The following is a 25,003-nucleotide window of genomic DNA, read 5'->3' as shown; positions in this document are numbered from 1 at the left end:
ATGCACGAGCTGTCCATCGCCACCGCGATCGTCGAGCGGGCGACCGAGCTGGCCCGGCGGCACGACGCCGCCGGCGTCGAGGCGGTACGGGTGCGGGTGGGCGAGATGTCGGGCGTCGTCCCCGACGCCCTGCGCTTCTCCTTCGAGGTGGCCCGCGAGGGCACCGTGGTGGAGGCCGCCCGGCTGGTCGTGGAGGAGGTCCCCGCACGGGCCCGCTGCGCGGCCTGCGAGAAGGAGTTCGCGGTCGGCACCCCGCCGTTCCTGTGGTGCCCGCACTGCGACTCGCCGACCACACGCCTGCTCAGCGGGCGGGAGCTGGAGATCACCGTGATCGAACTGGCGGAGGCGACCGCGTGATGTGCCGTGTCATCGACGTCCGGCAGGCGGTGCTGGCCAGGAACGACGCCCTGGCCGGCGCCCTGCGCAAGGAACTGGCGTCCCGGCGGACGACGGTGGTGAACCTGCTGTCCAGCCCCGGCAGCGGGAAGACGGCGCTGCTGGAGCGGGTCCTGGCCGCCCTGGTCGAACGCGGCGTGCCGGTGGCCGCGCTCACCGCCGACCTCGCCACCGAGAACGACGCGCGGCGCCTGGCGCGCTCCGGCGCCCCCGTCAAACAGGTGCTCACCGGCGGCCTGTGCCACCTGGAGGCGGCCCAGCTCAGGGGCCACCTGCGGGGATGGCTGCCGGCGGACACGCGGGTGCTGTTCGTGGAGAACGTCGGCAACCTCGTCTGCCCAGCCGCCTACGACCTCGGGGAGACGCTGCGGGTGACGCTGATGTCCGTCACCGAGGGCGAGGACAAGCCGCTGAAGTACCCCATGGCCTTCGGCCTGGCGCACCTCGTCGTGCTGACGAAGAACGACATCGCCGACGCCGTGGACTTCGACCGGCCGGCGTTCACCGGCAACGTGGTGCGGGTCAACCCGGGCGTGGGGATCGTGCCCACCTCGGCCCGTACCGGCGCCGGGGTGGACGGGCTCGTCGAGCGGATCCTGGCGGTCGCCGAGGGCGCCGCCGTCCACCGCCCCGTGATGGCCGGCCGCGTCCGGGAAGGACGTCTCCTCCAGGACGCCCCCGACGACGTGCCGGCCGGGCAGCGGTGACCGCCGGCCACGACACCGCCGTCGTCCGGCACCGGATCATCGTGCGCGGCGCGGTGCAGGGCGTCGGGTTCCGGCCCTTCGTCCACGGCCTGGCCCGCGAGCTGGGGCTGGCGGGCTACGTCAGCAACGACACCGGAGGCGTCGTCGCCGAGATCGAGGGCGACCCGGCACGCGTCCGCGCCTTCCGCGACCGCCTGATCAGCCACGCCCCGCCGCTGGCCGTGGTCTCCTCCGTCTCCCACCGGCGCGTGCCCGCCCTGGGCGCCGGCGACTTCACCATCCGGCCCTCCCGGCAGGGCCGGGGCCGCACCCGCGTCCCTCCCGACGCCGCCCTGTGCGCCACCTGCCTGGCCGAGCTCACCGACCCCGCCGACCGCCGCTTCCGCCACCCCTTCATCACCTGTGTCCACTGCGGACCGCGCTTCACCATCGTCACCGGCCTGCCCTACGACCGGGCCACCACCACCATGGCCCCCTTCGCCCTGTGCGCGCGGTGCGCGGGCGAGTACGCCGACCCCGCCGACCGGCGCTTCCACGCCCAGCCGGTGGCCTGCCCCGAGTGCGGCCCCCGGCTGCGGCTCGAGGGCGGGCAACCGCCCGCCACCGCCGAGGCGGCCCTGGCCCGGGCCCGCGCGCTGCTCGCGCGCGGCGCGATCCTGGCCGTCAAGGGCATCGGCGGATACCACCTGGCCTGCGACGCCACCGACGAGGACGCCGTCGCGCGGCTACGGGAGGCCAAGGACCGCGGCATGAAGCCCTTCGCCGTCATGGCGGCGGACCTGGCCACCGCCCGGGCCCTCGCCCCGGTGACCGCGGCGGAGGCGCGCCTGCTGGCCGGGCCCCGGGCACCGGTCGTCCTGCTGCGGCGCCCCGACGGCTTCGCGGCCGGCGTCCACCTCGCCGCCGGCGTCGCGCCCGGCGCCCCCGACCTCGGCGTGATGCTCCCCTACAGCCCCCTGCACCGGCTGCTGTTCGGCCTGCCCGGCGACCCGCCGGGCCCCCGCGTCCTCGTGATGACCAGCGCGAACCGCCCCGGCGAACCGATCGTCACCGACGACGGCCGGGCACGCACCGACCTGGCCCCGCTCTGCGACGCCCGCCTCGCCCACGACCGCCCCATCCACGTGCCGTGCGACGACTCCGTGGTGCGGGTGCGCGCCGACGGCAGCGTGCTGCCCCTGCGCCGGTCACGCGGATACGTACCCGACCCCGTTCCGCTGCCCTTCGAGGTGCCGTCCGTGCTGGCCGTCGGCGGCGACCTGAAGAACGCCTTCTGCCTCGCGCGCGGCCGCTCCGCCTGGCTGTCGCAGCACATCGGCGACCTCGGGGACCTGGCCACCGCGGCCGCCTTCGACCGGGCGGTCGCCCACCTGGGCGAACTCACCGGCATCCGCCCCGGCCTGCTCGCCGCCGACCTCCACCCCCGCTACCGGTCGGCGGCCTGGGCCCGGGACCACGCCGCCGGCCGCCCCCTGCGGCTGGTCCAGCACCACCACGCGCACATCGCCGCCGCCATGGCCGACGCCGGCCTGGACGGCACCACGCCCGTCATCGGCGTCGCCTTCGACGGAACCGGCTACGGCGACGACGGCGCCGTGTGGGGCGGCGAGATCATGCTCGCCGACTACACCGGCTACCGGCGCCTGGCCCACCTGGCCTACGTGCCGCTGCCCGGCGGCGACGCCGCCGTCCGCAACCCCTGCCGGACGGCCCTGGCACACCTGCGCGCCGCCGGCCTCGACCGGGAGACCGACCTGCCGGCCGTGGCCGCCTGCGGGGAGCGGGAACGGCACCTGGTGGAACGGCAGCTGGAGCGGGGCATCGCATGCGTCCCCACCTCCAGCATGGGCCGGCTGTTCGACGCGGTCGCCTCCCTCACCGGGGTGTGCCACCGCGCCGGCCACGAGGCCCAGGCGGCCGTCGGGCTGGAGGCACGCGCCGCCCCCGCCATGGCCGGCTGCGGCCGGCCGTACGCCTTCGGGTTCCACGACGCCCCGCACGGCGGCCCGCGGATCCTCGACCCGGCCCCCGTGCTGCGCGCCGTGACCGAGGACCTGCGGGCGAAGGTGCCCACCGGCGTCGTCGCCGCCCGCTTCCACCACGCCGTCGCCGGGGCCGTCACCGCCGCCTGCGAGGCGGCCCGGCAGGCGACCGGCGTGTCCGCGGTCGCCCTCACCGGCGGGGTGTTCGTCAACCGTCTGCTCGAGGACGCGTGCACCCACGCGCTGCGCGCGGGCGGCTTCACGGTGGTGCGCCACCGTGCCGTGCCGTGCGGCGACGGCGGCCTGGCCCTCGGCCAGGCACTCGTCGCCGCCCGGTCCCAGGGCAGTGCGCCGGCAGTCGCCGGCGGGGAAGGAGGAGACCATGTGCCTGGCGGTGCCCGGCAAAGTGGTCGGTATTGAGGAGCGGGACGGCACCCGCATGGCGAAGGTCGACTTCGGGGGTGCGGTCAAGGACGTGTGCCTGGCCTATCTGCCCGACATCGAGATCGGCGACTACGCCATCGTGCACGTCGGATTCGCCCTGCAACGCCTGGACGAGGCGGCGGCGCTGGCGACGCTGGAGCTCTTCGCGCGCATCGGCGCCCTGGAGGAGGAGTTCGGCGACCCCTGGAGCCGCGCCGCCGCCGAGGCCGGGACGGCACCCGGCACCGGGGCCGCGCCGGACGGCGCGACGGCACCGCAAGCATCGGCACCGCAAGCGGCGACGCCGTCCGTGACGATGCCGGAGGAGGCGCGATGAAGTACCTCGACGAGTTCCAGGACCCCGACCTGGCCCGGCGGCTGCTGGACGACATCCACGCCACCGTGACCCGTCCCTGGGCGATGATGGAGGTCTGCGGCGGCCAGACCCACTCGATCATCCGGCACGGCATCGACCAGCTGCTCCCCGCCTCCGTGGAACTGATCCACGGCCCCGGCTGCCCGGTCTGCGTCACCCCGCTGGAGATGATCGACAAGGCGCTCGCCATCGCGTCCCTGCCCGACGTGGTCTTCTGCTCGTTCGGCGACATGCTGCGCGTCCCGGGCACCGACGGCGACCTGTTCCGGGTCAAGGGCGCCGGCGGCGACGTACGGGTGGTGTACTCCCCGCTGGACGCGCTGGAGATCGCCCGCCGGCACCCGGAGAAGGAGGTCGTCTTCTTCGGCATCGGCTTCGAGACCACCGCCCCCGCCAACGCCATGACGGTCCACCAGGCCCGCGCGCTCGGCGTCCGCAACTTCAGCCTGCTGGTCTCGCACGTGCGCGTACCACCCGCCATCGAGGCGATCATGAGCTCTCCCGACTGCCGCGTCCAGGGATTCCTGGCCGCCGGGCACGTGTGCAGCGTCATGGGCGTCGAGGAGTACCCGGCCCTGGCCGAGCGCCACCGCGTGCCCATCGTCGTCACCGGCTTCGAACCGCTCGACATCCTCGAGGGCGTCCGCCGCACCGTCCGCCAGCTCGAACGCGGCGAGCACCGGGTGGAGAACGCCTACCCCCGCGCCGTACGGGACGAGGGCAACCCGGCGGCCCTGCGGATGCTCGCCGAGGTCTTCGAGATCACCGACCGGGCGTGGCGGGGCATCGGCGTCATCCCCGGCAGCGGCTGGCGGCTGGCCCCCGCCTTCCGGGCGTACGACGCCGAGCACCGCTTCAGCGTCGGCGGCGTGCGCACCCGAGAGCCCGCCGCCTGCCGCAGCGGCGAGGTGCTGCAGGGCCTGATCAAGCCGCACGAGTGCGAGGCCTTCGGCACCGCCTGCACCCCCCGCCACCCCCTGGGCGCGACCATGGTCTCCAGCGAGGGAGCCTGCGCCGCCTACTACCTCTACCGCCGCCTGGACCACGCGGCGCCCGCCGAGGAGGCGACCCCCGTTGGCTGACACCGCGCCCTCCGCGACCATCGACCCCTCCGCCCTGACCTGCCCGGCCCCGCTGCGCGACCAGCCCGTCGTCGTCCTCGGGCACGGCGGGGGAGGGGCGCTGTCCGCCGAGCTCGTCGCCCAGGTCTTCGCGCCCGCCTACGGCAACGAGGTGCTGGCCGGCCTCGCCGACTCGGCGGCGGTCACCCTGGGCGGGGCGCGCCTCGCCTTCTCCACCGACTCCTACGTCGTACGCCCCCTCTTCTTCCCCGGCGGCGGCATCGGTGACCTCGCCGTCAACGGCACCGTCAACGACCTCGCCATGAGCGGCGCCCGCCCCGCCCACCTCTCCTGCGCCTTCATCCTGGAGGAGGGCACCGAACTGTCCGTCGTGGCGCGGGTCGCCCGGGACATCGGCGCGGCCGCCGAGGCCGCCGGGGTCACCGTCGTCACCGGCGACACCAAGGTCGTCGACGCCGGCCACGGCGACGGCGTCTTCGTCACCACCTCCGGCATCGGGATCATCCCCGACGGCGTCGACATCCGCCCCCAGCGGGCCGCGCCCGGCGACGTGGTGATCGTCAGCGGGCCGGTCGGCCTGCACGGCGTGGCCGTCCTGAGCGTGCGCGAGGGACTGGAGTTCGGGGTGGAGATCGAGAGCGACACCGCCCCGCTGGGGGGCCTCGTCGCCGCGATGCTCGCCGTCACCCCCGACCTGCACGCCCTGCGCGACCCCACGCGCGGCGGCGTGGCCACCGCCCTCAACGAGATCGCCGCCGCCTCCGGCACCGGCGTCGTCCTCACCGAGGGCAGCGTGCCCGTGCCCGAGGCCGTCGCCAACGCCTGCGGCTTCCTCGGCCTCGACCCGCTCTACGTGGCGAACGAGGGCCGGCTCGTGGCCTTCGTCCCCCGGCCGCACGCCGAGGCGGTGCTCGCCGCCATGCGCGCGCATCCGCACGGGCGGGGGGCCGCCGTCATCGGGGAATGCGTGGCCGAGCACCCGGGAATGGTCGTGGCGCGCACCCGCCTCGGCGGGACGCGCGTCGTCGACCTGCCCCTGGGCGAGCAACTGCCGCGCATCTGCTGATCCGGCCGGCCGGACGGCCGCGGTCAGGTCCGGTGGTCGGGTCCGGTGGCCGGGTCCGGCGTCAGGTCTGCTCGTCCATGCGGATGGCGTCGCGCAGAGTGTCGAAGGCCTTGCCCTCGCGCGCGCCCTCGGCCTGCGCCAGCAGTGCCCCGGCGATCGCGTCGAGCTTGCGCTGCACGGCGTGCTCGGCGCGCAGCTCGGAGTTCTTGAGCAGGGCCAGCAGCAACAGCGTCACCGACGTCATGAGGCCGGCGGCCAGCAGCTCCAGCCCGACCGACAGCCCCGCGATGTGCATGGCCAGGAAGTTCGCCACCAGCACGAAGCACAGCACGAAGAAGGCCCGTGAGCTCGTGAAGTGGGAGGCCTTCTCGGCCACCCGTTCGAACAGGTCGGGCCGCTCGTCCCCGCGGTGGGAAGGATGCCGGATTCTCACCTGCGACCGGTACCCGGTCCCGCTCGCCGCCATACGTTCCCGCGCGCGGCGTACGGCCGAATGGGCGCGGGGGCCGTTCAGGTGAGGCCCCGCGCCCGCCGGAAGCGGGCCAGGGCGTCGGGGAGGCCGACGAGCGGCCCCGGATAGCCGAGGCGCTCGCGCCGCACGGCCTCGAGTCTCCACGGCTGGTGGACGGCGCCGCCCGCCACGCCGGCCAGCTCCGGTACCCAGCGGCGTACGTACTCCCCCTCGGGGTCGAAGCGCCGGGCCTGGACGAGGGGATTGAGGACGCGGTGGGGGCGGGTGTCGGTTCCGGTGCCGGCCATCCACTGCCAGTTGAGCTGGTTGTTCGCCACGTCGGCGTCGATCAGCAGGTCGGTGAAGTGCCGGGCGCCCTCCCGCCAGTCGTGGTAGAGGGTCTTGGTGAGGAAGGACGCCACCAGCATCCGGGCCCGGTTGTGCATCCAGCCCTCGTGGGCGAGCTGGCGCATCGCCGCGTCGACGACCGGGAACCCGGTCACCCCCGCCTTCCAGGCGGCGAGCTCCTCGGGGTCCGTGCGCCAGCGGTCGTGCCGCGTGCGGTAGTCGCGGGCGGCCGCCCCCGGCACGGCGGCCAGCACCTGGTGGTGGAAGTCGCGCCAGGCCAGCTGGCGTACGAACGCCTCCGCGCCGCCCGGGCGGCGGCGCGCGCGGTCGATCACCTCCACCGGCGACAGGCAGCCGAAGTGCAGATAAGGGGACAGCCGGGACGTGGCGTCCGCCGCCATGTCGTCGTGCCGGACGGCGTACGCGTCGACGCCCGAGCGCAGCCAGGCCGCCAGGCGCCGGCGGCCCTCGCTCTCGCCGCCGCGCGCGAGGGCGGGCGAGGCCGTCCCGGGGGCCAGGGACGCGGCCGCCGGCAGGGGGAGCGTGGAGACGGTGGGCACGGCGACGCGCCGGGGCGCGCCGGTCACCGGCCGCAGCCGCTCGGCCGACCACCTCCGGTAGTACGGGGTGAACACCGCGAAGTGGCTCCGGCCCGAGGGCAGTACCGCCCCCGGCGGCAGGGCGGTGACCACCGCGTCGTGCACCCGCAGCTGCCGCCCGTCCGCGGCCAGCGCCGACCGCAGCCGGTCCTCCCGGCGCTGGGCGTATCCGCTGCTCCCGCCCGCCAGATGGACCTCCGCCGCGTCCGTCTCCGCGGCCACCCGGCACGCCTCGCGCACCACGTCCCCCTCGCGGATCACCAGATGGCCGCCCCGGGCCCGCAGTCCCCGGTCGAGGTCGGCGAGGCACTCGGACAGGAACGCCGCGCGGTTGGGCGTCGTGAAGCCGGCGTCGCGCACCCCGGAGTCGACGACGAACAGCGGCACCACGCTCTCGGCGGCGCTCAGCGCGGCGCGCAGGACGGGATTGTCGTGCAGCCGTAGATCGGCGGTGAAGAGGACGATCGCGACCCGCATGCCGGCTCATTTCGGTGATCACGGTCCGGACGGTGATGATCGTGTCCGGATGGTGTCGATCATGCACAGATAGTGCTGATCAAGGTCCAGACGGCCCAGATTACGACAGAACATGCTCTGACCTGCGAAGCTTGCGCTTTTCGCGCAGGAGTGTTCTGGTGTTTGGGCGCCGCGCCGGTACCGATTCCGGCCGTCGCCCGGGCCGAAGAGTGGGGGTCTGCGTTTGGAGAAGTACGTGTCCGCTGTCCCGTCCGAATCGCCCCTGTCCGTCATACGCCCGTCCCGGCCGCCCCGGCTGGCAGCCGTCACGCCGCGTGCCCGGCACGCCCGGCCGATCGGCCTCTACGACTCCTGGTGGACGCTCACCGCGGGTGCGCTGGTGCTGTGCGCCGCCTTTGCCGCGAGCGTCTGGGTCGCCGTGCACCTGCAGGCCGACCCGGCCCTGCACACGGTCGCGCTCTTCGTCCACCTCGCCAGCCTCGTGCTCGGCTTCGGCGCCGTGCTGGTGGCCGACTACTACGGCCTCCTGTGGATGATGGGCCGCTGCGACCTGCAGGACGTCCTCGGCAGCGCGAACCGGCTGCACCTGCCCATCTGGGCCGGCCTCGCGGGCCTGGTCCTCAGCGGCACGCTGCTGCACCCGAACATCTCCTCCACCATGACCTGCGTGAAGCTGGCGATGGTGCTGATCCTCACCCTCAACGGCCTGCAGTCCGGCCTCCTCGGCAAGCACATGGCCCGCAGCGCCGGCTCCACCCCCTCGCCGCGCCTCCTCGCCTGGGGCGGGGCCAGCGCCCTGGTGTCCCAGGTCTGCTGGTGGGGCGCCGTGGTCATCGGCTTCATCAACACCCAGAGCTAGGCCTTCCCGGGCCGGGCCGGGGGCCGGCCGTTCGCGGCCGGCTACTCCGGCCAGCCGTAGGGCACCGACGTCCTCGGCTCGGGCGCCGCGCCCATGGCCTCGACGTCGTGTTCCGCCGTCCGCAGCAGCCGAGTGCCGAGATCGCGCAGGGCCCGGCCCGCCGCGAACTCGTCACCGATCACCGGTACGTCCTTGTCGCCGGGGGCGCACTGGGCGGTCCCGGCACCGGTGAGCGAGGCGGACCCGGTGTCCAGCACCACCCGTGCCCTGGTCTTCCCGTCCTCCTCGGACAGCTGGAGGCGGACGTTCCACTCGGTTGTGTGCGACATGACGCGCTCCTCGGACGATCGGTCCGTGCCTCCCTCCATTGAATACCCGTGCGCCGCGAGCGGCCGGGTGCGACTGTTGAGGTGAGGCGAATCGGCCACCGCACGGCCTGTGACACACGGTGACGCGGTGGCCGGACCGGCTCAGGAAGTGAGAACGGCCGTGATCACACGCATCCGCCTGCCGCACCGGCACCTCACACCGCCCGCCGGCCCCCGGCCGCCGGGCGAACCGCCCAGGCCGCCGTCCGGACCGCCGGCGCCGCCCGCCTGGCGTCGGTGGATCCTGCCCGTCGCCCTCGTCCTGTTCGTGATCACCCTGCTGCTGGCGCGCGGCGTGAGCGGCCCCCAGCCCAGCCAGGTGCCCTACAGCGACTTCGTCGCCAAGGTGGGCGCCGGACAGGTCCAGACGGTCGACGTCAGCGACAAGGGCTCGGTGAGCGGCACGCTCAAGAACGGCGCCAAGTTCACCACCCGCATCCCCACGGCGCTGGGCACGACCGGGCTCGAGCAGCACCTGGAGGCCCAGCACGTACGGATCACCGCCTCCCAGAGCACCGCCACCCTCTGGCCCTCGCTCCTGGTGGCCTTCCTGCCCCTGCTGCTCCTGGCCGGCTTCTTCCTGTGGGGCGCCCGCAGGGCCGCGAGCTCCCTCACCGGCGGCGTCAGCGCCATCGGCCGGTCCCGGGCGAAGATCATCGAGGCCGAGCGGCCCACCACCCGCTTCGTCGACGTCGCCGGCTACGACGGCGTCAAACAGGAGGTCAGCGAGGTCGTCGACTTCCTGCGCAACCCCGACCGCTACGCCCGGGCGGGCGCCAAGGGGCCGCGCGGAGTGATCATGGTCGGGCCGCCCGGGACCGGCAAGACGCTCTTCGCCCGCGCCGTGGCCGGGGAGGCGGACGTGCCGTTCCTGTCGGTGACCGGCTCGGCGTTCGTCGAGATGTTCGTCGGCGTCGGGGCGTCCCGGGTCCGCGACCTCTTCGACGAGGCCCGCAAGCGCGCCCCCTCGATCATCTTCATCGACGAGATAGACGCCGTCGGCGGCCGGCGCGGCGGCGGCTCCCGGCTCGGCGGCAACGACGAGCGCGAGCAGACCCTCAACCAGCTGCTCGCCGAGATGGACGGCTTCGACCAGAGCAGCGGCATCGTGGTCATCGCCGCCACCAACCGGCCCGACGCCCTCGACCCCGCCCTGCTGCGCCCCGGCCGGTTCGACCGGCAGGTCACCGTGCCGCTGCCCAACCAGGCCGAACGCTCGGCCATCCTCACCGTGCACTCCCGCGGCAAGACCCTCGCCCCCGACGTCGACCTGAACATCGTCGCCCGCGCCACCCCCGGCTTCTCCGGCGCCGACCTGGCCAACCTCGTCAACGAGGCGGCCATCAACGCCGTACGCCAGGACCGCTCCACCCTCGTCGCCGAGGACCTGGACGCCGCCCGCGACCGCGTGCTGCTCGGCCGGCGCGAGACGTCCAACGCGCTGCTGCCCGAGGAACGCCGTTCCGTCGCCGTGCACGAGTCGGGCCACGCCCTCGTCGCCGCCCTGTGCGAACACGCCGACCCCGTCGCCAAGGTGACGATCCTGCCCGCCGGGGTGTCGCTCGGGGTCACCGAGCAACTCCCCGAGGCCGAGCGCCACCTGTACACCGAGGGCTACCTCACCGACCTGCTCGCCGTGCGCCTCGGCGGCCGCGCGGCCGAACTGACCGTCTTCGGCGAGGGCTCCACGGGAGCCGCCAACGACCTCGCGGGCGCCACCGCGATCGCCACCCGCATGGTCCGCGAGTTCGGCCTCTCGCCGACGCTGGGCCCGGTCGGCTACGCCGCCCCGGGGCAGCCGTTCCTGGGGGAGACCGCCGAGGACCTCGCCCGGCAGCCGTACTCGGAGCGCACCCAGCGCATCGTCGACCAGGAGGTGGCGCGCCTGCTGCGCGCCGCCGAGGACCGGGCCCTGACCCTGCTGCGGGACCACCGCGCCGCCCTGGACCGGCTCTCCGAACAGCTGGTGGCCAGGGAGACCGTCGACGGCTCGGTGGTGCTGGACGTCCTGCGGGAGGACGGCGACGCGGACGCCGGCCGGGAGGCGGAGCCGGACACGCCATGACGAAGCCGCCGCCCCGGGTGGGCGGCGGCTTCGTCGCGGGAGCCGGTCAGATGTTGGTGAACGCCAGCTTCGCGCCCAGGGCCACGAACGCGCCCGCGAACGTGCGCCGCATCCACGTCAGCACCTTGGGCCGCGAGATCACGTGGTCCCGGACCGCGGCGGCCAGCAACCCGTAGCCGACGAAGATCACGAACGTCATCAGCATGAAGACGGCGCTCAGCTCGAGCATCCGGGGGACGGGGTGCGCCTCGTCGGTGCTCACGAACTGCGGCAGGAAGGCCAGGAAGAAGATCGTCAGCTTGGGGTTGAGGATGTTGATGAGGACGGCCGTCACGGTCACCTTGGCGGCCGACTGGGCCTCGGCCTCGCCCTCGGTCTCCACCTTCAGCGTGCCGCTCTCGCGCAGCGTGCTCCACGCGACGTAGAGCAGGTAGGCGACGCCCGCGTACTTGAAGATCTGGAAGGCGAGCGCGCTGGTGTGTAAGAGCGCGGCCAGCCCCATGATCGTGGCGGCCATGTGGGGGACGATTCCCAGTGTGCAGCCGAACGCGGCCACGACGCTCGCGCGGAAGCCCCGCGAGAGGCCCGTCGCGAGCGTATAGAGCACCCCGGTGCCGGGGGAGGCGGTGACGATGAACGATGTGACCAGGAACTCGATGCCCACTGATGACGCTCCTTTGTGCCTGGGGCCTGCGGCAAATGCCTATTCGGCGGCCGGAGTTGGCCGTGCCGCTCCGCGCGCGAGTATGGCACGGGTGGCCGCCTCGATGTCCGGCGCACGCATCAGGCTCTCGCCGATGAGGAAGGACGAGACGCCGGATCGCGCCAGCCGGGCGAGGTCGGCGGGGCCGCCCAGCCCGCTCTCCCCGACGATCAGCCGCTCGTCCGGAATCCTGGGCGCAAGCGCCTCGGTCGTCGCCAGCGTCGTCTCGAACGTCCTGTGGTCGCGGTTGTTGACCCCGATCAGGCGCGTGCTCAGGCGCAGCGCGCGCTCCAGTTCCTCCTCGTCGTGGACCTCGGCGAGCACGTCCATGCCGAACGCCGACGCCGCGTCCTCCAGCTCCTTCGCCGTCGCGTCGTCGACCGCGGCCATGATGACGAGCACGCAGTCGGCGCCCCACGCACGGGCCTCGACGACCTGGTACGGGTCGTAGAGGAAGTCCTTGCGCAGCACCGGCAGTCCGGTCGCGGCGCGCGCGGCCGCCAGGTGCTCCGGCGCGCCCTGGAACGACCGTGTGTCGGTGAGCACCGACAGGCAGGCGGCGCCGCCCGCCTCGTAGGCGCGGGCGATCGCCGGCGGGTCGAAGTCCGCGCGGATCAGCCCCTTGGAGGGGCTCGCCTTCTTGATCTCGGCGATCAGCGCGTACTCGCCCCGCCCGCGCCGGGCCTCGAGCGCGGCGAGGAAGCCGCGCGGCGGCGGGGCGGCGGCGGCCTTCGCCTCCAGCTCGGCGAGGGGCGTCGAGCGCTTGGCGGCCTCGATCTCCTCGCGCTTGTAGGCCTCGATCGTGGCCAGAAAGCCGGTCATGTCCTGCTCCTTTCGGCCCGGGGGCCGGTGGCGTACGGCACCGCGCCGCACGGGTGACGGATCACGCGTGGGAGGCGGCGGCGAGGCGGTCGAGGCGGCGTCTGGCCTCGCCCGAGTCGATCGACTTCACGGCCAGTTCCAGGCCGTCCGCGAGGCCCGCGGCCCGGCCCGCGACCACCAGCGCCGCGGCCGCGTTGAGCGCCGCCACGTCGCGGTAGGCGCCGCGCTCGCCGTCGAGGACCGCGAGCAGCGCGGCCGCGTTGTCCCGCGCGTCGCCGCCCTTGAGCTCCTCCGGGCGGGCGCGCGGCAGGCCGAACTCCTCCGGCGTCACCTCGAACGTCCGTACGGTGCCGTTCTCGAGCGAGGCGACGGCGGTGGGGCCGGTGGTGGTGATCTCGTCGAGTCCGTCGGAGCCGTGGACGACGAGCGCGCGGTGCGAGCCGAGCCGGCCCAGCACCTCGGCGAGCGGCTCCACCCATTCCCGCGAGAACACCCCGACCATCTGCCGCCGCACCCCGGCCGGGTTCAGCAGCGGCCCCATCAGGTTGAAGATGGTGCGGGTGCCCAGCTCCACGCGGGTGGGGTGGACGTGCCGGGCCGCCGGATGGTGGTCCGGGGCGAACATGAAGCCGATGCCCGCCTCGGCCAGGCAGCGTTCGACGGCGGCGGGCGACAGACCGACGCGGACGCCGAGCTCCGCCAGCACGTCGGCCGCGCCGCAGCGCGAGGAGAACGCCCGGTTGCCCATCTTGGCCACCGGGACGCCGGCCCCGGCGACGACGAGGGCCGCGCAGGTGGAGATGTTGTACGAGCCCGACGCGTCGCCGCCGGTGCCGAGCAGGTCGATGGCCCCGGGCGGCGCGGTCACCCGGAGCATCTTCGTACGCATCGTGGTCACCGCGCCGGTGATCTCCTCGACGCTCTCCCCGCGGATCCGCAGCCCCATCAGCAGGGCGCCCATCTGCGAGGGGGTCGCGTCACCCGACACGATGAGGTCGAAGGCCCGGGCCGACTCCTCGAAGGTCAGCGTGGCGCCGGTGGCGACCTTGGCGATCAGGGGCTTGAGTTCTTCCATGGGCCTCTCCTCGGGCTCCGGGCGTGCGCGGCGGTCAGCTGAGGACGTCCCCGGGCGCCCACAGGCCCTCGCCGCCCGGCGGCAGCGGCAGGTCCCAGCCGGGCTCGACGTTCTCGCGCCGGTAGGGCGCCCGGTCGGTGAGCGCGGTGTCCAGGGTGCGGGCGAACAGATGGCCGCTGTGGACGGCGGCCGCGATGATGCCGGGCCCCAGGCAGTCGCCCAGCCGTACGACGCGGCGGATGCCGGCCGCGCCCAGCTCCGCCTCGCCCCGCCGGGCGAGCTCCTGGTAGAGCTCGTCGCGCGGGACCATGCCGGTGGTCAGCACGACGGCGTCCGCCGCGACCGCCGTCTCGCGGCCGGTGAAGACGCAGGCGAGATGGGCGGTGCCGGGCTCGGTCCGTGCGAGCGTCGTCGAGGTGTGCACCGCCGCGCAGGTGCGCAGGATCCGCCGCTGGACCTTGCGCTGCTCGGCCGTCAGCTGGGTGTAGGCGGACACCAGGCTCTCGGGCGTGACGAAGGTGACCTCGCAGCCCTGCTCGACGAGGCGCTCGGCGATCACGCCGCCCATGTAGTAGTGGTCGTCGTCGAAAAGGACGACGCGGCCGGAGGGCAGCCGGGAGTCCATGACGTCGTCCGGGGTGTAGACGGGCACCCCCTCCAGGCCGGGGATCGCCTCCGAGTGGTACCGGCCGATCCCGTCGGCGCGCCAGGTCGCGCCGGTGGCGACGGCGACGAGCGAGGCCTCGGCCTGGAGCACCATCTCGGCGGTGATGTCGTTGTCGGGCAGCAGCTGGACGTTGCGCATCCGGCGCAGCTGTCCCAGGCGCCACTCGCTGACGCGGGCCCAGGTCCCCAGGCCCGGCAGCCGGCACTCCCGGGCCACGCGGCCGCCCAGCTGCCGGCCGCGGTCGGCCAGCATGACGTCGTAGCCGCGCTGGCCCAGCGCACGGGCGGCCTCCAGGCCGGCGGGACCGCCGCCGACGACGAGCACCGTGTCGTCGGTGTCCTTGGGCGGGATGTACTCCGGGTGCCAGCCGCGCCGCCACTCCTCGCCCATCGTCGGGTTCTGGGTGCAGCGCATGGGGACGCCCGACCGGTCACCGGCCACGCAGATGTTGCAGCCGACGCACTCGCGGATGTCGTCGAAGCGGCCTTCCTCGATCTTGCGGGGCAGGAAGGGATCGGCGATCGAGGGGCGCGCGGCGCCGATGAGGTCGAGCGTGCCGCCCCGCACCATCGAGACCATCGTGTCGGGGGAGGTGAACCGGCCGACCCCGACCACGGGCTTGGTGGTCACGCTCTTGACGAACCGGACGTACTTCTCCTGGTGCCCCTCGTCGCCGAACCGCGCGGTGACGCCGTCGTCGTCGAAGTCGCTCAGGTTGACGTCCCACAGGTCGGGCAGCTCGGCGAGCATCTCCACGACGTCGCGGCCCTCGTCCTTCGAACCGTCCCGGGAGTCGGCGAGCCCGTCGACGCCGAACCGGATCGCGACCGCACAGGTGTCTCCGACGGCCTCCTTGGCGTCCTCGACCAGCTCGCGCAGGAAGCGGGCGCGGTTCTCCAGGCTGCCGCCGTACTCGTCGGTCCGGTGGTTGTGGCGGCGGGAGAGGAAGTGGACGGGCAGCGTCATGCCGTGGCCCGCGTAGACGTAGATGATGTCGAACCCGGCGCGCCGGGCGTTGACCGCCGCCGTGCGGTACCAGCGGCGGGCGTCGCGGATGTCGCTCTTGTCCATCGCCCGCGCGGTGACGGGGTTGATCCCCCGGGTGAGCCGCAGGCTCGGCGCTATCGGCACGGTGCGGCTCTCGAGGTTGGCGACGTGGGAGCCGTTGTGCACCAGCTCCACGGCCGCCAGCGCGCCGTGCTCGTGGATCAGGCCGGTGGCGCGGGCCAGGTAGGGGATGTCCCGCTCGTCCCACAGCCGCAGCTCGCGCTGGTGGTTGCCGGAGTGGTGCACGTCGCACTGCTCGGTGGAGACCACCCCCCAGCCGCCCTCCGCCTTCACTCCCCGCATCGCCGCCATGGGGCTGGGGAAGGCACGCCCCATGCCGTTGCAGTGGGGCACCTGGAAGAAGCGGTTCCGGGCGGTGACCGGCCCGATCCGTACGGGCTCGAAGAGGATGTCGAACCGGGAGGGACGGGTCATATGACGTCCCTCTGGACGCGGGCCCGCGCCCCGAAGATCGCGCTGCCCACGCGCACATGCGTGGCCCCGTGGGCGATCGCCTCGGCGAAGTCCGTGCTCATGCCCATGGAGAGCCCCGGCAGTCCGTTGCGGGCGGCGATGCCGGCCAGCAGGGTGAAGTGCGGGGCCGGGTCGGCGTCGGCCGGCGGGACGCACATCAGGCCGGCGACGTCGAGCCCGTAGGTCTGCCGGCAGGCCGTGAGGAAGTCGTCGGCCAGCTCGGGCAGGACACCCGCCTTCTGCGGCTCCGCGCCCGTGTTGACCTGGACGAACAGCCGCGGCCTGCGGCCCTGCCGGTCGCACTGCCGGGCCAGCGCCTCGCACAGGCCGGGCCGGTCCACCGACTGGATGACGTCGAACAACGCCACCGCCTCACGGGCCTTGTTGGTCTGCAACGGCCCGATCAGGTGCAGTTCGAGGCCGGGAATCCGCTCCCGCAGGGCGGGCCACTTCGTCTTGGCCTCCTGGACGCGGTTCTCGCCGAAGACCGTGAGCCCGGCCGCGGCGGCCCGCTCCAGGACGTCGGCGGGAACCGTCTTCGAGGCGGCGACGAGCGTCACCGACCGCGGATCGCGGCCGGCGCGGGTACAGGCGCCTTCGATGGCATCGCGGACCGCGCCCAGCCCGATCGTCGGGTCGGGCCGGTGCGGGGTTTCGGGGATGGCCGTCATGGAACCTCCTTCCGGTTGTGCGGCCGTGGAGGCACGCGCCCTCGCGCGTGCCTCCACGACCACGTGGTCACGCGTGGGGGAACTCCAGCCTGCGCTCACCGGAGTCGAGCGTCCTGGCCCCGGCGACGCGCACGCCGGCGCCGGCCAGCCCGGCGGTCAGCTCGCGCTCCAGGGCCGCCAGGTCCTGCGGCGCCGCGGCGTGCAGGGCCTCCGCCACGATCAGGACGCGGTCGGTGCCCGCCGAGACGACGGACCGGGCGCTCTGCCGGAACGTCCAGCGCCGCGAATGCGCGTTGCCCTCCGCGTCGGTGAAGACGATCTCGCCCGGCACGGGATGCTCGACATCGCCCTGGAACGTCTCGTACCGCTCGGACCCGTCGGCCGGGCGGACCGTGATCCCGTCGGCGACCTTGGCGCAGTCGAACACCGCGATCGGGATGGCGAAGGACATCGAGACGAAATTGAGGTAGTCGACCAGCGGGTGGAATCTCGGCAGATTCCGTTCCTTGCGATAGCGGCGCAGCAGGGCCTCCGCGGCGCAGCGGTACTGCGTGGGCTTCAGGCCCATTCTCGAGAAGGTCTCGCGCCACGCGGCGATCTCGGGCATCTCGGATTCGGTGTGCGCCGCCAGTCGTTCCTCGACGCGGGGGGCCAGCCGCTCCTGACGGGCGGGGTCGTCCTTCATGCCGAGCACGTCGTCGACGGCCAGGGTGAGCGCCCTCAGCTGCGGATGGGCGGTCCAGACCGCGTCGGCATGGGTGAAATACATAGAGCTGTCCCTGGTTCTTTTCGGTGCGATGGATCGCGGAGAGACGGATTACGGATAGAGATGCCCCCGGCCCCAGGGGCCGTCGGGCCGTTCCCTGGTGAAAACGAGCCGGTCGTGCAGGCGGAACGGCTGCTCGGTCCAGAACTCCAGGGAGACGGGCGTGATGCGGTAGCCGGCCCAATGGGGCGGGCGCGGCACGTCGCCCGAGCCGAAGCGGGCGGATTCACGGGCCACGGCCGCCTCGAGTTCCGAGCGGTCCGCGAGGGGCTGGGACTGCAGGCTGGCCCAGGCGCCGATGCGGCTGTCGCGGGCGCGGGAGGCGAAGTAGGCGTCGGCCTCGGCGTCGGTGGCGCGCTCCACCGGGCCGCGGAAGCGCACCTGCCGCCGCAGGGACTTCCAGTGCAGGACGCCGGCGGCCCGCATGGAGCCGGCGAGCTCGGTGCCCTTCGCCGAGCGGGTGTTGGTGTAGAAGACGAAGCCCCGGGAGTCGAATCCCTTGAGCAGCACCATGCGCACGTCGGGCAGCCCGTCGGCGTCCGTGGTGGCCACGGCCATGGCGTTGGGGTCGTTGAGCTCGGCGGCCTCGGCCTCGCCGAACCATCGGCGGAAGAGGGCGAAGGGGTCCTCGGCGCCGGTCTCGTGCGGGACGGCGGCCTGCGTGGGGTCGGCGTGCGTGGGGTCGGTGGCTGACGATCGCTGCAATGGAGTGGTCCTCGCTGGAGGGCGTGGTGGCCGGTGGTGGCTGCTCCGCGGGGACGGCGATGGTCCTCGGCGCGGAGCGGAAGGGAAGGGCTAGCTCTTCACTTCGCGCTTCTCCTCCAGGAGATGGCGCCACTTGTCGAGGTCGTCACCGCGCGCGGTGACCAGGTGCGCCGTCCCGGCGGTGTCGACGAGGACCTCCGCGGCCGGCGGGATGTTGAGGAACTCCATGTGCTGGGTCGCGCAGTACGCCCCGACGTCGAGGATCAGCAGATGGCTGCGGGCGTCGACGGCTGAGGGCACCCAGTACTCGCCCGGCAGGATGTAGTCGTGCCGCAGGATGCTGCGGCCGCGCAGGGCGGCGCTGGTGCCGTCGGTGCCCGGCGTCGCGGGGATCTCCGCCATGTCGGCGTCCAGGAAGACCACGTTGTGCCGCCGGTCGCGCAGCTGGGCGGACGGCATCAGCATGCGCGACCCGTCGGTCACCACGAGACTGCCGACCGAGTTGGTGATCACGTCGCGCTCCACGCTCAGCAGGAGCGCCCCGGTGTCGGCCAGCACGTCCCGGGCCGGCTCGAAGAGGAACTTCACATGACCGGGAATGCCCATCCGGTCCGCGATCTCGCGCAGCGCGCGGAAGTACTCGGCCCAGTCGAAGTGCTTCTCCGACTCGTCCCAGCTCTCGTAAACGAAGCCGTGGCCGCCCGCGAAGTTGATGGCGCGGGCGGTGGGGAAGTGGGTGTTGAAGATCTCGAACTGCTTCTCGATGATGTCGATCATCGCGTCGCGTGAATTCCCGCTGCCGCAGTAGACCTCGAAGCAGTCGAGCTCGCGCCCGTGCTCGGCCAACAGGGCGGTGAGCTTGTCGAGTTCGCCGTACTTGATGCCCGGCTTCCCCGAGTCGAGGCTGTCGATCCGGACGCTGATCGAGGGGGCCTTGGTCCGCAGCGAGTACGCGATCTCGTCCAGGCTCGACAGGAACGTCGGGCAGCCCGTCCGGTCCCAGAACGCTATCTCCTCGTCGGCGACATGGCCGGGGGAGACGATGAACTTGTCGAACCCGAATCGCTTCAGCAGACGGTGTTCGCTGGGTAATTGCAGCAGAATTCCCACACCCGCGTCCCGCAGCGGCCGCAGCACATGGGGATTGGAGTTGGGAAAGAAGGGGACGTACAGTTCGACCCGTTCCTCGAGGCCGACCGCCCTGGCCGCGTCCTTGACGCGGCGGACGTTCTTCAGGATCTGCGCCTCGCTGTAGACGAAGACGGGCGTGCCGACCTGCTCGGCGATCAGCCGGAGGTCGATCGAGCCGATCCAGGAACGGGTCAGCTTACAGTCGCTCTCGTTCATGTGCCCTCTGTCCTGTGGTCGCGGGAAAAGTGCGCCTGTGCTCAGGGGGTGCAAAAGAGTGCGGTGCGATGCGCGCCATGGCGCCTGGGATGGGATCGTCAGTGCGAATGCCGGACGAATGTTCGCCGATGGCCGGCGACCTGAAGTCTACATGTGCCGGGGCGAGTTGGCAGCGACTGGGATCAGAAGGCGTCCGCCGCGCGGACGGCCTCGACGAACGCCCTGATCAGGGCGGGATCCTTGACGCCGCGACGGGACTCCACGCCGCTGGAGACGTCCACGCCCCACGGCGTGGTGGTCCGTACCGCCTCGACCACGTTCTCCGGAGTGAGGCCGCCGGCGAGCAGCCAGCGCCCGGCCGGGGGAGTGAAGCCCTCGGCCCCCCAGTTCCAGGGCACGCCCGCGCCCGGGGCCGGGGCGTCGAGCAGCAGAAGGTCCTCGCCCAGCTCGCCGCAGCGCGGTGTCCCGCCCTCGGACGAGGTGGCGCGGATCAGCGTCCACCCCTGCGGACGCAGGGCGTCGTAGTACTCCCGGCCCTCGTCGCCGTGCAACTGGACGGCCCGGACCCCGGAGGCCAGCGTCAGCGCCCGGACCTCCTCCACCGGCTGCCCGCGGAAGACACCCACGGTCAGCACGCCCGGGGGAACCCGCTCCGCCAGGCGCCGGGCGGTCCCGGCGTCCACCGTGCGCGGACTGTCGGCGAAGACGAAGCCGATGGCGTCGGCCCCGGCGTCGACGGCGGCGTCCACGTCCCCTTCGGTACGCAGCCCGCAGATCTTGATGAACAGTGGCGTCGTCACGCGCACAGCGTACGCCCGGCCCTCCCGGGAGCCGGTGGGAGGGCCGGGGCCGTACGGCCGGCCGGCGGTCGCGGTCGCCCGCCGGCGGACCGGGTGCTCAGCGGCTCAGGCGCTCAGTGGCTCAGGTGCGCGTCCTCGTGCATGACCTCCTTGATGTCGTCCCCCGCCTTGCCCAGCAGCTGCTCGGCGAGTCCGTTGAGCGCGCGGGCCGCCGCGACCTCCTCGCCGACGCGCTGCTGGCGGCGGTCGTCGGGGTTGCGGTTGGCGATGCCCTGCGCCGCGAGCTGCGAGCCGTCGTGCATTCTCAGCCGCACGTCGGCCTGCGTGGTCGCGTCGATCTCGCGGAACTCCATCTCGATGCTGCAGTCGACGATCGTCTCCATGGTGATCACCAGCGCTCGGGTCGGCTCTGTCAGGTCGGGCTCTGCCGGGTGGGCAGGTGCCGGGTGAACCAGTCGCGGGCGAGATCCGCGACGGCGTCCAGGGCCCCGGGCTCCTCGAAGAGGTGGGTGGCCAGGGGCACGACGGCCAGTTCGTTCTCGCAGCGCAGGCGCCCCGCCGCCTGCCGGTTGAGGTCGAGCACCACGTTGTCGTGGCCGCCGACGATCAGGAGCGTGGGAGACCGGACCTCCTCCAGCCGGTCCCCGGCCAGATCGGGGCGGCCGCCGCGCGAGACCACGGCGGCGACGCCGTCACCCGCCTCCGCCGCGGCCCACAGCGCGGCGGCCGCGCCTGTGCTCGCTCCGAAGTAGCAGACCGGGACGGTCTCCCGGCGGCGCAGCCAGCCGGTGACCTCCGTCAGTCTGCGGGCGAGGGGTTCGACGGCGAACACGTTCGCCCGGTCCTCCTCCTCCAGCGGGGTGAGGAGATCGAACAGGAGCGTGCCGAGCCCGGCGTCGTTGAGGGCCCTGGCCACCGCGCGGTTGCGGGGGCTGAGCCGGCTGCTGCCGCTGCCGTGCGCGAAGACCACGAGGCCCGGCGCCCCGGCCGGCATCGCCAGGTCGCCGGCGAGGGTCACGGCCCCGCCGTCCACCGGGAGCCGCAGGGGCCCGCCGTGCGCCTCGCCGCCATCGTCGCCGGAGGCGTTCTCGGTGTTCCGGCGCAGCAGGCCGACGACCTCCTCGTCCGAGGTCTGGGTGAAGTCGTGGTACCACTCGCCGACCGCGGAGAAGGCGGCCGGCGTGCTCAGGCACACCAGCTCGTCCACCTCGCCACGGAAGGCGGCGGCCGCGTCCGGGGGCGCCACCGGCACGGCCAGCACCACCCGGGCCGCGCCCTGCGCCCGTACCACCTGGCAGGCGGCCGCCGCCGTGGCGCCCGTGGCGATGCCGTCGTCGACCACGATCGCCGTGCGCCCCTCGAGCGGAACGCGCTCGCGTCCCTCGCGGAACTGCACGGCGCGCCGGGACAGTTCCTCCTCCTCGGCGCGCTCCACCTCGGCCAGGTCGTCCTCGTCGACCCGGCTCATCCGGACGATGTCGTCCCGGATGACGCGTACGCCGCCCTCGCCGATGGCACCGAACCCCAGCTCGCGGTGGTAGGGCACCCCCAGCTTGCGGACGAGGACGACATCGAGGGGCGCGCCCAAGGCGTGCGCCACCTCGAAGGCCACGGGAACGCCGCCGCGCGGCAGGCCGAGAACGACGGGGTGCTCGCCGCGCAGATGCCCCAGCCGCTCGGCCAGGCGCCGCCCGGCGTCCACCCGGTCGATGAATCGCATGATGCGCCTCCGGCCCCGGGGCCCGGCTCCGGAAGGCTCCGGATGACGAGGGAAGCCGTACTTCCAATATGACGGGGTTCGGGGGGATAGTCCACATGGCCCGGGATGCCCCGTAGGCCCCGTCCTACTCCTCCAGCGCCGCCCGCACCCGGGCCGCCACCGCCGCCGCCTCCTCGTCCGAGGCGTACCGCGTCCGCGGCCAGAAGAAGCCCCGCAGCCCGTCCTTGCGGTCGCGCGGCACCACATGCACATGGAAGTGCGGCACGGACTGGCTGACCCGGTTGTTCGCGGCCACGAACGACCCGGCGGCGCCCATCGCGCGCTCCACCGCCCCGGTGATCCGCCGCACCCGGCCGAACAACGGCCCCACCTCGGCCGCGGGCAGGTCGGTGAGCGTCTCGGCGTGCAGCCGCGGCACCACCAGCACATGGCCGGGAAACAGCGGCCGGGCGTCCAGGAAGGCCACCGCCGTCGCGTCCTCGAAGACCCGGTGCGCCGCCACCTCGCCCGCCGCGATCGCGCAGAAGACACAGTCCACGGCCCCAGTGAACCCCCTCGCCGCCGGGCGGCACCCGCCGCGCCCGGCAACCGGCTGGAATCGCGCCCCCGCCCGTGAACCGCCCGCGCCCCCGGGCACCGATCCCCCATGCCCCTCCTCGTCGGAACCTCCGGATGGCAGTACAAGGACTGGCGCGGCGTTCTCTACCCCGCCGACCGGCCGCAGCGGCTGTGGCTGGAGGAGTACGCCAGGCACTTCGCGACCGTCGAGAACAACAACGCCTTCTACCGGCTGCCCGGCGAGGACACCTTCGCCGACTGGCGCGAGCGCACCCCCGAGGGCTTCGTGATGGCCGTCAAGGCCAGCCGCTACCTCACCCACATCAAGCGGCTGCGCGACCCGGAGGAGCCGGTCGGGCGGCTGATGCGGCACGCCGCCGGGCTCGGGGACAAGCTGGGGCCGGTGCTGCTGCAGCTGCCGCCCACGCTCAAGGCGGACCCCGGGGCGCTGGACGCCGCCCTGGCCTGCTTCCCGGCCGGCACACGGGTGGCCGTCGAGCCCCGGCACGCTTCCTGGTGGACGGACGGGGTACGCGAGGTACTGGAACGCCGCGGTGCCGCCCTGTGCTGGGCCGACCGGGACTCCCGCCCCGTGACGCCGCTGTGGCGCACGGCGGACTGGGGGTACCTGCGGTTCCACCACGGCAGGGCCCGGCCCTGGCCCCGCTACGGGAGCCGGGCGCTGAGCACCTGGGCCGGGCGGCTGGCCGACGCCTGGCCGGACCGGGCGCCGGTGTACGTCTACTTCAACAACGACGCCGGCGGCGCCGCCGTCCACGACGCGGCCGGCTTCGCGCACGCCGCCCGGCGGCTGGGACGCACCGTGAGCCGGACGCCGGACCCGCCGCCCGGCTGAGCGGGCGCCACGACCGGCCGCCCCGCCCTGCGGCGCCGCGGCACCCGTGCGAGGGTGGGCCTCGCACGGACGACGCCGCCTGCGTACGGGCCCCGGCGCGTACGCACGCGGCCGAGCGAAGGAGCGCAGGATGCCCAGGGGATCCAGCCCGAAACGCGAGCGGCAGTACGAGCACATCAAGGACAGCGCGCGCGAGCGCGGCGAGAGCGAGAAGCGCGCCGAGGAGATCGCGAGCCGGACGGTCAACAAGGAACGCGCCCGCGCCGGCGAGTCGAAGACCGCCAGCCGCAGCTCGCTCCAGGACATGTCGTCCGCCGAGCGCGGCGGCCGGCGCTCCCACTCCGGAGCCCAGGGGCCGACCAAGGAACAGCTCTACAACGAGGCCCGGCAGAAGAACATCCACGGCCGCTCGGACATGACCAAGGACGAGCTGAAGAAGGCCCTCGGCCGCTGAGGACACCCCCGCCCAGGCCCGGGTCGTTGTGGGAACCACACAACCGGGCCAGGGCAGCCCTGCTCACCCCCACCGCCGGAACCGGCCGTTCATCGGTGAGGATGTTCAGGTGCTCGATCACCTGAACCCCGCGGACCCCGGCTTCGCGCGCGACCCGTACCCGTACTACGCGCGCCTGCGCGCCCAGGGCCCCGCGGCGCGGGTGCCCCTGACCAACGGCACGCACGCGTGGCTCGTCACCGGCTACGACCAGGCGCGGGCGGTCCTGTCCGACCCGCGCTTCTCGAACGTGCCGCCGCAGGGGGCGGGCCGGCCCGGGCCGGACTCCCCGGCGAGGCGCGCCCGCGGCTGCCTGGCCCGGCACATGCTCAACTCCGACGCCCCCGACCACACCCGGCTGCGCCGGCTGACCACCGCCGCCTTCACCCCGCGCCGGGTGGACGCCCTGCGCCCGCGCATCGAGCACCTGGCCGACGGTCTGGTGACCGAGCTCGCCGGGGAGCTGGACCGGCACGGCACCGCCGACCTGGTGGACGCGTTCGCCTTCCCGCTGCCCGTCCTGGTGATCGGCGAGGTGCTGGGCGTGCCGGAGGCCGACCGGGCGGACCTGCGGGAATGGACGTACCGCGTCGGCTCGCCCGCCGACGCGCTCGAGCCCGGCGCCGTCGACGAGGCGTGGACGCGCCTCCACGCGTACTTCACCCAGCTCATCGGCCACAAGCGCGAGTCCCCCGGCGACGACCTCTTCAGCACCCTCGTGCACGACGCGAGCGAGGGCGGCCTCGACGACGGCGAGCTGCTCGCCATGGCGTTCCTGCTGCTCTTCGCCGGCTACGAGACCACGATGAACCTCCTCGCCTCGGCGACGCTGATGCTCCTCACGCACGAGGAGGAGCTCGACGCCGCGCGCCGCGGCGGCCCCGGCCGCTGGGCCGCCGTGGTCGAGGAGACCCTGCGCCACGGCAGCCCCCTGGAGGGCACGACCTGGCGGCGCACCACCGAGCGGGTCGACCTGGGCGGGGGAGCGGTCATACCGGCCGAGGACTCCGTCCTCGTGGTCCTCGCCGCCGCCAACCGCGACCCCGGGCACTTCCCGCCCCCGACGACTTCCAGCCCGCCCGCTATCTGCCCGAGGGCCG

At 73.8% G+C, this 25,003-nt stretch carries 25 protein-coding genes and 1 pseudogene; 11 read left to right on the top strand and 15 right to left on the bottom strand.

The window, feature by feature from the left end:
* Genes hypA through hypE form a run of 6 tightly spaced genes read left to right on the top strand, consistent with a single transcriptional unit; the run spans position 1 to position 6,032 of the window.
* Positions 1–357 (top strand): hydrogenase maturation nickel metallochaperone HypA, encoded by a 357-nt coding sequence (gene hypA, locus J1792_RS24100; RefSeq protein ID WP_086568007.1) that lies wholly within the window; start codon positions 1–3, stop codon positions 355–357.
* Positions 357–1,103, top strand: a complete 747-nt coding sequence (hypB, locus tag J1792_RS24095; protein ID WP_086568009.1) for a hydrogenase nickel incorporation protein HypB — start codon at positions 357–359, stop codon at positions 1,101–1,103. Before hypA ends, hypB begins: the two co-directional genes overlap by 1 nt.
* Positions 1,100–3,505: a carbamoyltransferase HypF gene (hypF, locus tag J1792_RS24090; RefSeq protein WP_086568010.1), complete on the top strand. Its 2,406-nt coding sequence runs from the start codon at positions 1,100–1,102 to the stop codon at positions 3,503–3,505. The genes hypB and hypF overlap by 4 nt, the downstream gene beginning before the upstream one ends.
* Positions 3,468–3,845 (top strand): HypC/HybG/HupF family hydrogenase formation chaperone, encoded by a 378-nt coding sequence (locus J1792_RS24085; protein WP_086568012.1) that lies wholly within the window; start codon positions 3,468–3,470, stop codon positions 3,843–3,845. Before hypF ends, J1792_RS24085 begins: the two co-directional genes overlap by 38 nt.
* Positions 3,842–4,966 carry a hydrogenase formation protein HypD gene (gene hypD / locus J1792_RS24080; protein ID WP_086568013.1) on the top strand — a complete coding sequence of 375 codons (1,125 nt, stop codon included), beginning with the start codon at positions 3,842–3,844 and terminating at the stop codon, positions 4,964–4,966. The genes J1792_RS24085 and hypD overlap by 4 nt, the downstream gene beginning before the upstream one ends.
* Positions 4,959–6,032: a hydrogenase expression/formation protein HypE gene (gene hypE / locus J1792_RS24075; protein ID WP_086568015.1), complete on the top strand. Its 1,074-nt coding sequence runs from the start codon at positions 4,959–4,961 to the stop codon at positions 6,030–6,032. Before hypD ends, hypE begins: the two co-directional genes overlap by 8 nt.
* A 61-nt stretch (positions 6,033–6,093) precedes the next feature.
* Here hypE and J1792_RS24070 read toward each other — a convergent pair whose 3' ends face one another.
* Positions 6,094–6,465, bottom strand: coding sequence for a hypothetical protein (locus tag J1792_RS24070; RefSeq protein ID WP_086568034.1), 372 nt, complete (start codon positions 6,463–6,465; stop codon positions 6,094–6,096).
* A 77-nt stretch (positions 6,466–6,542) separates the two neighbouring features.
* Complete coding sequence (locus tag J1792_RS24065; RefSeq protein ID WP_207248200.1) at positions 6,543–7,907, bottom strand: cryptochrome/photolyase family protein; 1,365 nt, start codon at positions 7,905–7,907, stop codon at positions 6,543–6,545.
* Positions 7,908–8,142: 235 nt separating this feature from the next.
* Here J1792_RS24065 and J1792_RS24060 point away from each other — a divergent pair, with 235 nt between their 5' ends.
* Positions 8,143–8,766 carry a hypothetical protein gene (locus tag J1792_RS24060; RefSeq protein WP_207248199.1) on the top strand — a complete coding sequence of 208 codons (624 nt, stop codon included), beginning with the start codon at positions 8,143–8,145 and terminating at the stop codon, positions 8,764–8,766.
* Positions 8,767–8,807: 41 nt separating this feature from the next.
* On the opposite strand, the gene J1792_RS24055 is transcribed toward J1792_RS24060, so the two are convergent.
* Entirely contained in the window at positions 8,808–9,095 is a 288-nt protein-coding gene (locus J1792_RS24055; protein ID WP_086568018.1) for a DUF1876 domain-containing protein, read from the bottom strand.
* 160 nt (positions 9,096–9,255) lie between these two features.
* Here J1792_RS24055 and ftsH point away from each other — a divergent pair, with 160 nt between their 5' ends.
* Positions 9,256–11,199 carry an ATP-dependent zinc metalloprotease FtsH gene (gene ftsH / locus J1792_RS24050; protein WP_207248198.1) on the top strand — a complete coding sequence of 648 codons (1,944 nt, stop codon included), beginning with the start codon at positions 9,256–9,258 and terminating at the stop codon, positions 11,197–11,199.
* 46 nt (positions 11,200–11,245) lie between these two features.
* Here the strand turns inward: ftsH and J1792_RS24045 are convergent, their stop codons facing one another.
* From J1792_RS24045 to J1792_RS23990, 12 genes are all read right to left on the bottom strand, one after another.
* Positions 11,246–11,863, bottom strand: a complete 618-nt coding sequence (locus J1792_RS24045; RefSeq protein WP_086568021.1) for a LysE family translocator — start codon at positions 11,861–11,863, stop codon at positions 11,246–11,248.
* A 39-nt stretch (positions 11,864–11,902) separates the two neighbouring features.
* Positions 11,903–12,724, bottom strand: coding sequence for an indole-3-glycerol phosphate synthase TrpC (trpC, locus tag J1792_RS24040; RefSeq protein ID WP_086568022.1), 822 nt, complete (start codon positions 12,722–12,724; stop codon positions 11,903–11,905).
* A gap of 61 nt (positions 12,725–12,785) precedes the next feature.
* The gene (gene trpD / locus J1792_RS24035) at positions 12,786–13,799 is read right to left on the bottom strand and encodes an anthranilate phosphoribosyltransferase (RefSeq protein WP_086568024.1); all 1,014 of its coding nucleotides are present in this window, start codon (positions 13,797–13,799) and stop codon (positions 12,786–12,788) included.
* A gap of 34 nt (positions 13,800–13,833) precedes the next feature.
* Entirely contained in the window at positions 13,834–15,948 is a 2,115-nt protein-coding gene (locus tag J1792_RS24030) for an oxidoreductase (RefSeq protein ID WP_207248197.1), read from the bottom strand.
* Positions 15,945–16,658 carry a YggS family pyridoxal phosphate-dependent enzyme gene (locus J1792_RS24025; RefSeq protein ID WP_086568027.1) on the bottom strand — a complete coding sequence of 238 codons (714 nt, stop codon included), beginning with the start codon at positions 16,656–16,658 and terminating at the stop codon, positions 15,945–15,947. The genes J1792_RS24030 and J1792_RS24025 overlap by 4 nt, the downstream gene beginning before the upstream one ends.
* 67 nt (positions 16,659–16,725) lie before the next feature.
* Positions 16,726–17,427 carry a B3/B4 domain-containing protein gene (locus J1792_RS24020; RefSeq protein WP_207248196.1) on the bottom strand — a complete coding sequence of 234 codons (702 nt, stop codon included), beginning with the start codon at positions 17,425–17,427 and terminating at the stop codon, positions 16,726–16,728.
* Between the two features lie 48 nt (positions 17,428–17,475).
* Positions 17,476–18,129: a pyridoxamine 5'-phosphate oxidase gene (gene pdxH, locus J1792_RS24015; RefSeq protein ID WP_086568030.1), complete on the bottom strand. Its 654-nt coding sequence runs from the start codon at positions 18,127–18,129 to the stop codon at positions 17,476–17,478.
* Positions 18,130–18,219: 90 nt separating this feature from the next.
* The gene (locus J1792_RS24010) at positions 18,220–19,476 is read right to left on the bottom strand and encodes a diaminopimelate decarboxylase (protein WP_086568032.1); all 1,257 of its coding nucleotides are present in this window, start codon (positions 19,474–19,476) and stop codon (positions 18,220–18,222) included.
* A gap of 182 nt (positions 19,477–19,658) precedes the next feature.
* Positions 19,659–20,276 (bottom strand): phosphoribosylanthranilate isomerase, encoded by a 618-nt coding sequence (locus J1792_RS24005; RefSeq protein WP_086568037.1) that lies wholly within the window; start codon positions 20,274–20,276, stop codon positions 19,659–19,661.
* 113 nt (positions 20,277–20,389) lie between these two features.
* Complete coding sequence (locus tag J1792_RS24000) at positions 20,390–20,659, bottom strand: DUF1876 domain-containing protein (RefSeq protein ID WP_086575462.1); 270 nt, start codon at positions 20,657–20,659, stop codon at positions 20,390–20,392.
* Positions 20,660–20,688: 29 nt separating this feature from the next.
* Positions 20,689–21,996, bottom strand: coding sequence for a phosphoribosyltransferase family protein (locus J1792_RS23995; RefSeq protein ID WP_086575460.1), 1,308 nt, complete (start codon positions 21,994–21,996; stop codon positions 20,689–20,691).
* Between the two features lie 124 nt (positions 21,997–22,120).
* On the bottom strand, positions 22,121–22,534 hold the full coding sequence (locus tag J1792_RS23990; protein WP_207248195.1) for an HIT family protein: 414 nt from the start codon (positions 22,532–22,534) through the stop codon (positions 22,121–22,123).
* A gap of 108 nt (positions 22,535–22,642) precedes the next feature.
* On the opposite strand from J1792_RS23990, the gene J1792_RS23985 reads away from it, so the two are divergent.
* From J1792_RS23985 to J1792_RS35450, 3 genes and pseudogenes are all read left to right on the top strand, one after another.
* The gene (locus J1792_RS23985; RefSeq protein WP_207248194.1) at positions 22,643–23,410 is read left to right on the top strand and encodes a DUF72 domain-containing protein; all 768 of its coding nucleotides are present in this window, start codon (positions 22,643–22,645) and stop codon (positions 23,408–23,410) included.
* Positions 23,411–23,540: 130 nt separating this feature from the next.
* The gene (locus tag J1792_RS23980) at positions 23,541–23,864 is read left to right on the top strand and encodes a plasmid stabilization protein (protein ID WP_086575458.1); all 324 of its coding nucleotides are present in this window, start codon (positions 23,541–23,543) and stop codon (positions 23,862–23,864) included.
* 364 nt (positions 23,865–24,228) lie between these two features.
* Positions 24,229–24,909, top strand: a pseudogene (locus J1792_RS35450) (cytochrome P450 family protein); the annotation flags it as partial.
* Positions 24,910–25,003: the final 94 nt, after the last annotated feature.

The sequence above is a fragment of the Streptomyces triculaminicus genome (assembly GCF_017349075.1).
GTDB classification, from domain to species: Bacteria; Actinomycetota; Actinomycetes; order Streptomycetales; family Streptomycetaceae; genus Streptomyces; species Streptomyces triculaminicus.
Note: the sequence above shows the minus strand (reverse complement) of the source record. Positions and strands in the feature narration are given on the sequence as shown.

Coding starts and splice junctions, on each gene's coding strand:
- hypA (WP_086568007.1), top strand. CDS start 1: ATGCACGAGCTGTCCATCGCCACCGCGATCGTCGAGCGGGCGACCGAG.
- J1792_RS24025 (WP_086568027.1), bottom strand. CDS start 16,658: ATGACGGCCATCCCCGAAACCCCGCACCGGCCCGACCCGACGATCGGG.
- J1792_RS24030 (WP_207248197.1), bottom strand. CDS start 15,948: ATGACCCGTCCCTCCCGGTTCGACATCCTCTTCGAGCCCGTACGGATC.
- trpC (WP_086568022.1), bottom strand. CDS start 12,724: ATGACCGGCTTTCTGGCCACGATCGAGGCCTACAAGCGCGAGGAGATC.
- hypD (WP_086568013.1), top strand. CDS start 3,842: ATGAAGTACCTCGACGAGTTCCAGGACCCCGACCTGGCCCGGCGGCTG.
- J1792_RS23980 (WP_086575458.1), top strand. CDS start 23,541: ATGCCCAGGGGATCCAGCCCGAAACGCGAGCGGCAGTACGAGCACATC.
- J1792_RS24020 (WP_207248196.1), bottom strand. CDS start 17,427: ATGTATTTCACCCATGCCGACGCGGTCTGGACCGCCCATCCGCAGCTG.
- J1792_RS23985 (WP_207248194.1), top strand. CDS start 22,643: ATGCCCCTCCTCGTCGGAACCTCCGGATGGCAGTACAAGGACTGGCGC.
- J1792_RS24055 (WP_086568018.1), bottom strand. CDS start 9,095: ATGTCGCACACAACCGAGTGGAACGTCCGCCTCCAGCTGTCCGAGGAG.
- trpD (WP_086568024.1), bottom strand. CDS start 13,799: ATGGAAGAACTCAAGCCCCTGATCGCCAAGGTCGCCACCGGCGCCACG.
- J1792_RS24065 (WP_207248200.1), bottom strand. CDS start 7,907: ATGCGGGTCGCGATCGTCCTCTTCACCGCCGATCTACGGCTGCACGAC.
- J1792_RS24085 (WP_086568012.1), top strand. CDS start 3,468: ATGTGCCTGGCGGTGCCCGGCAAAGTGGTCGGTATTGAGGAGCGGGAC.
- J1792_RS23995 (WP_086575460.1), bottom strand. CDS start 21,996: ATGCGATTCATCGACCGGGTGGACGCCGGGCGGCGCCTGGCCGAGCGG.
- J1792_RS24000 (WP_086575462.1), bottom strand. CDS start 20,659: ATGGAGACGATCGTCGACTGCAGCATCGAGATGGAGTTCCGCGAGATC.
- J1792_RS24010 (WP_086568032.1), bottom strand. CDS start 19,476: ATGAACGAGAGCGACTGTAAGCTGACCCGTTCCTGGATCGGCTCGATC.
- hypB (WP_086568009.1), top strand. CDS start 357: ATGTGCCGTGTCATCGACGTCCGGCAGGCGGTGCTGGCCAGGAACGAC.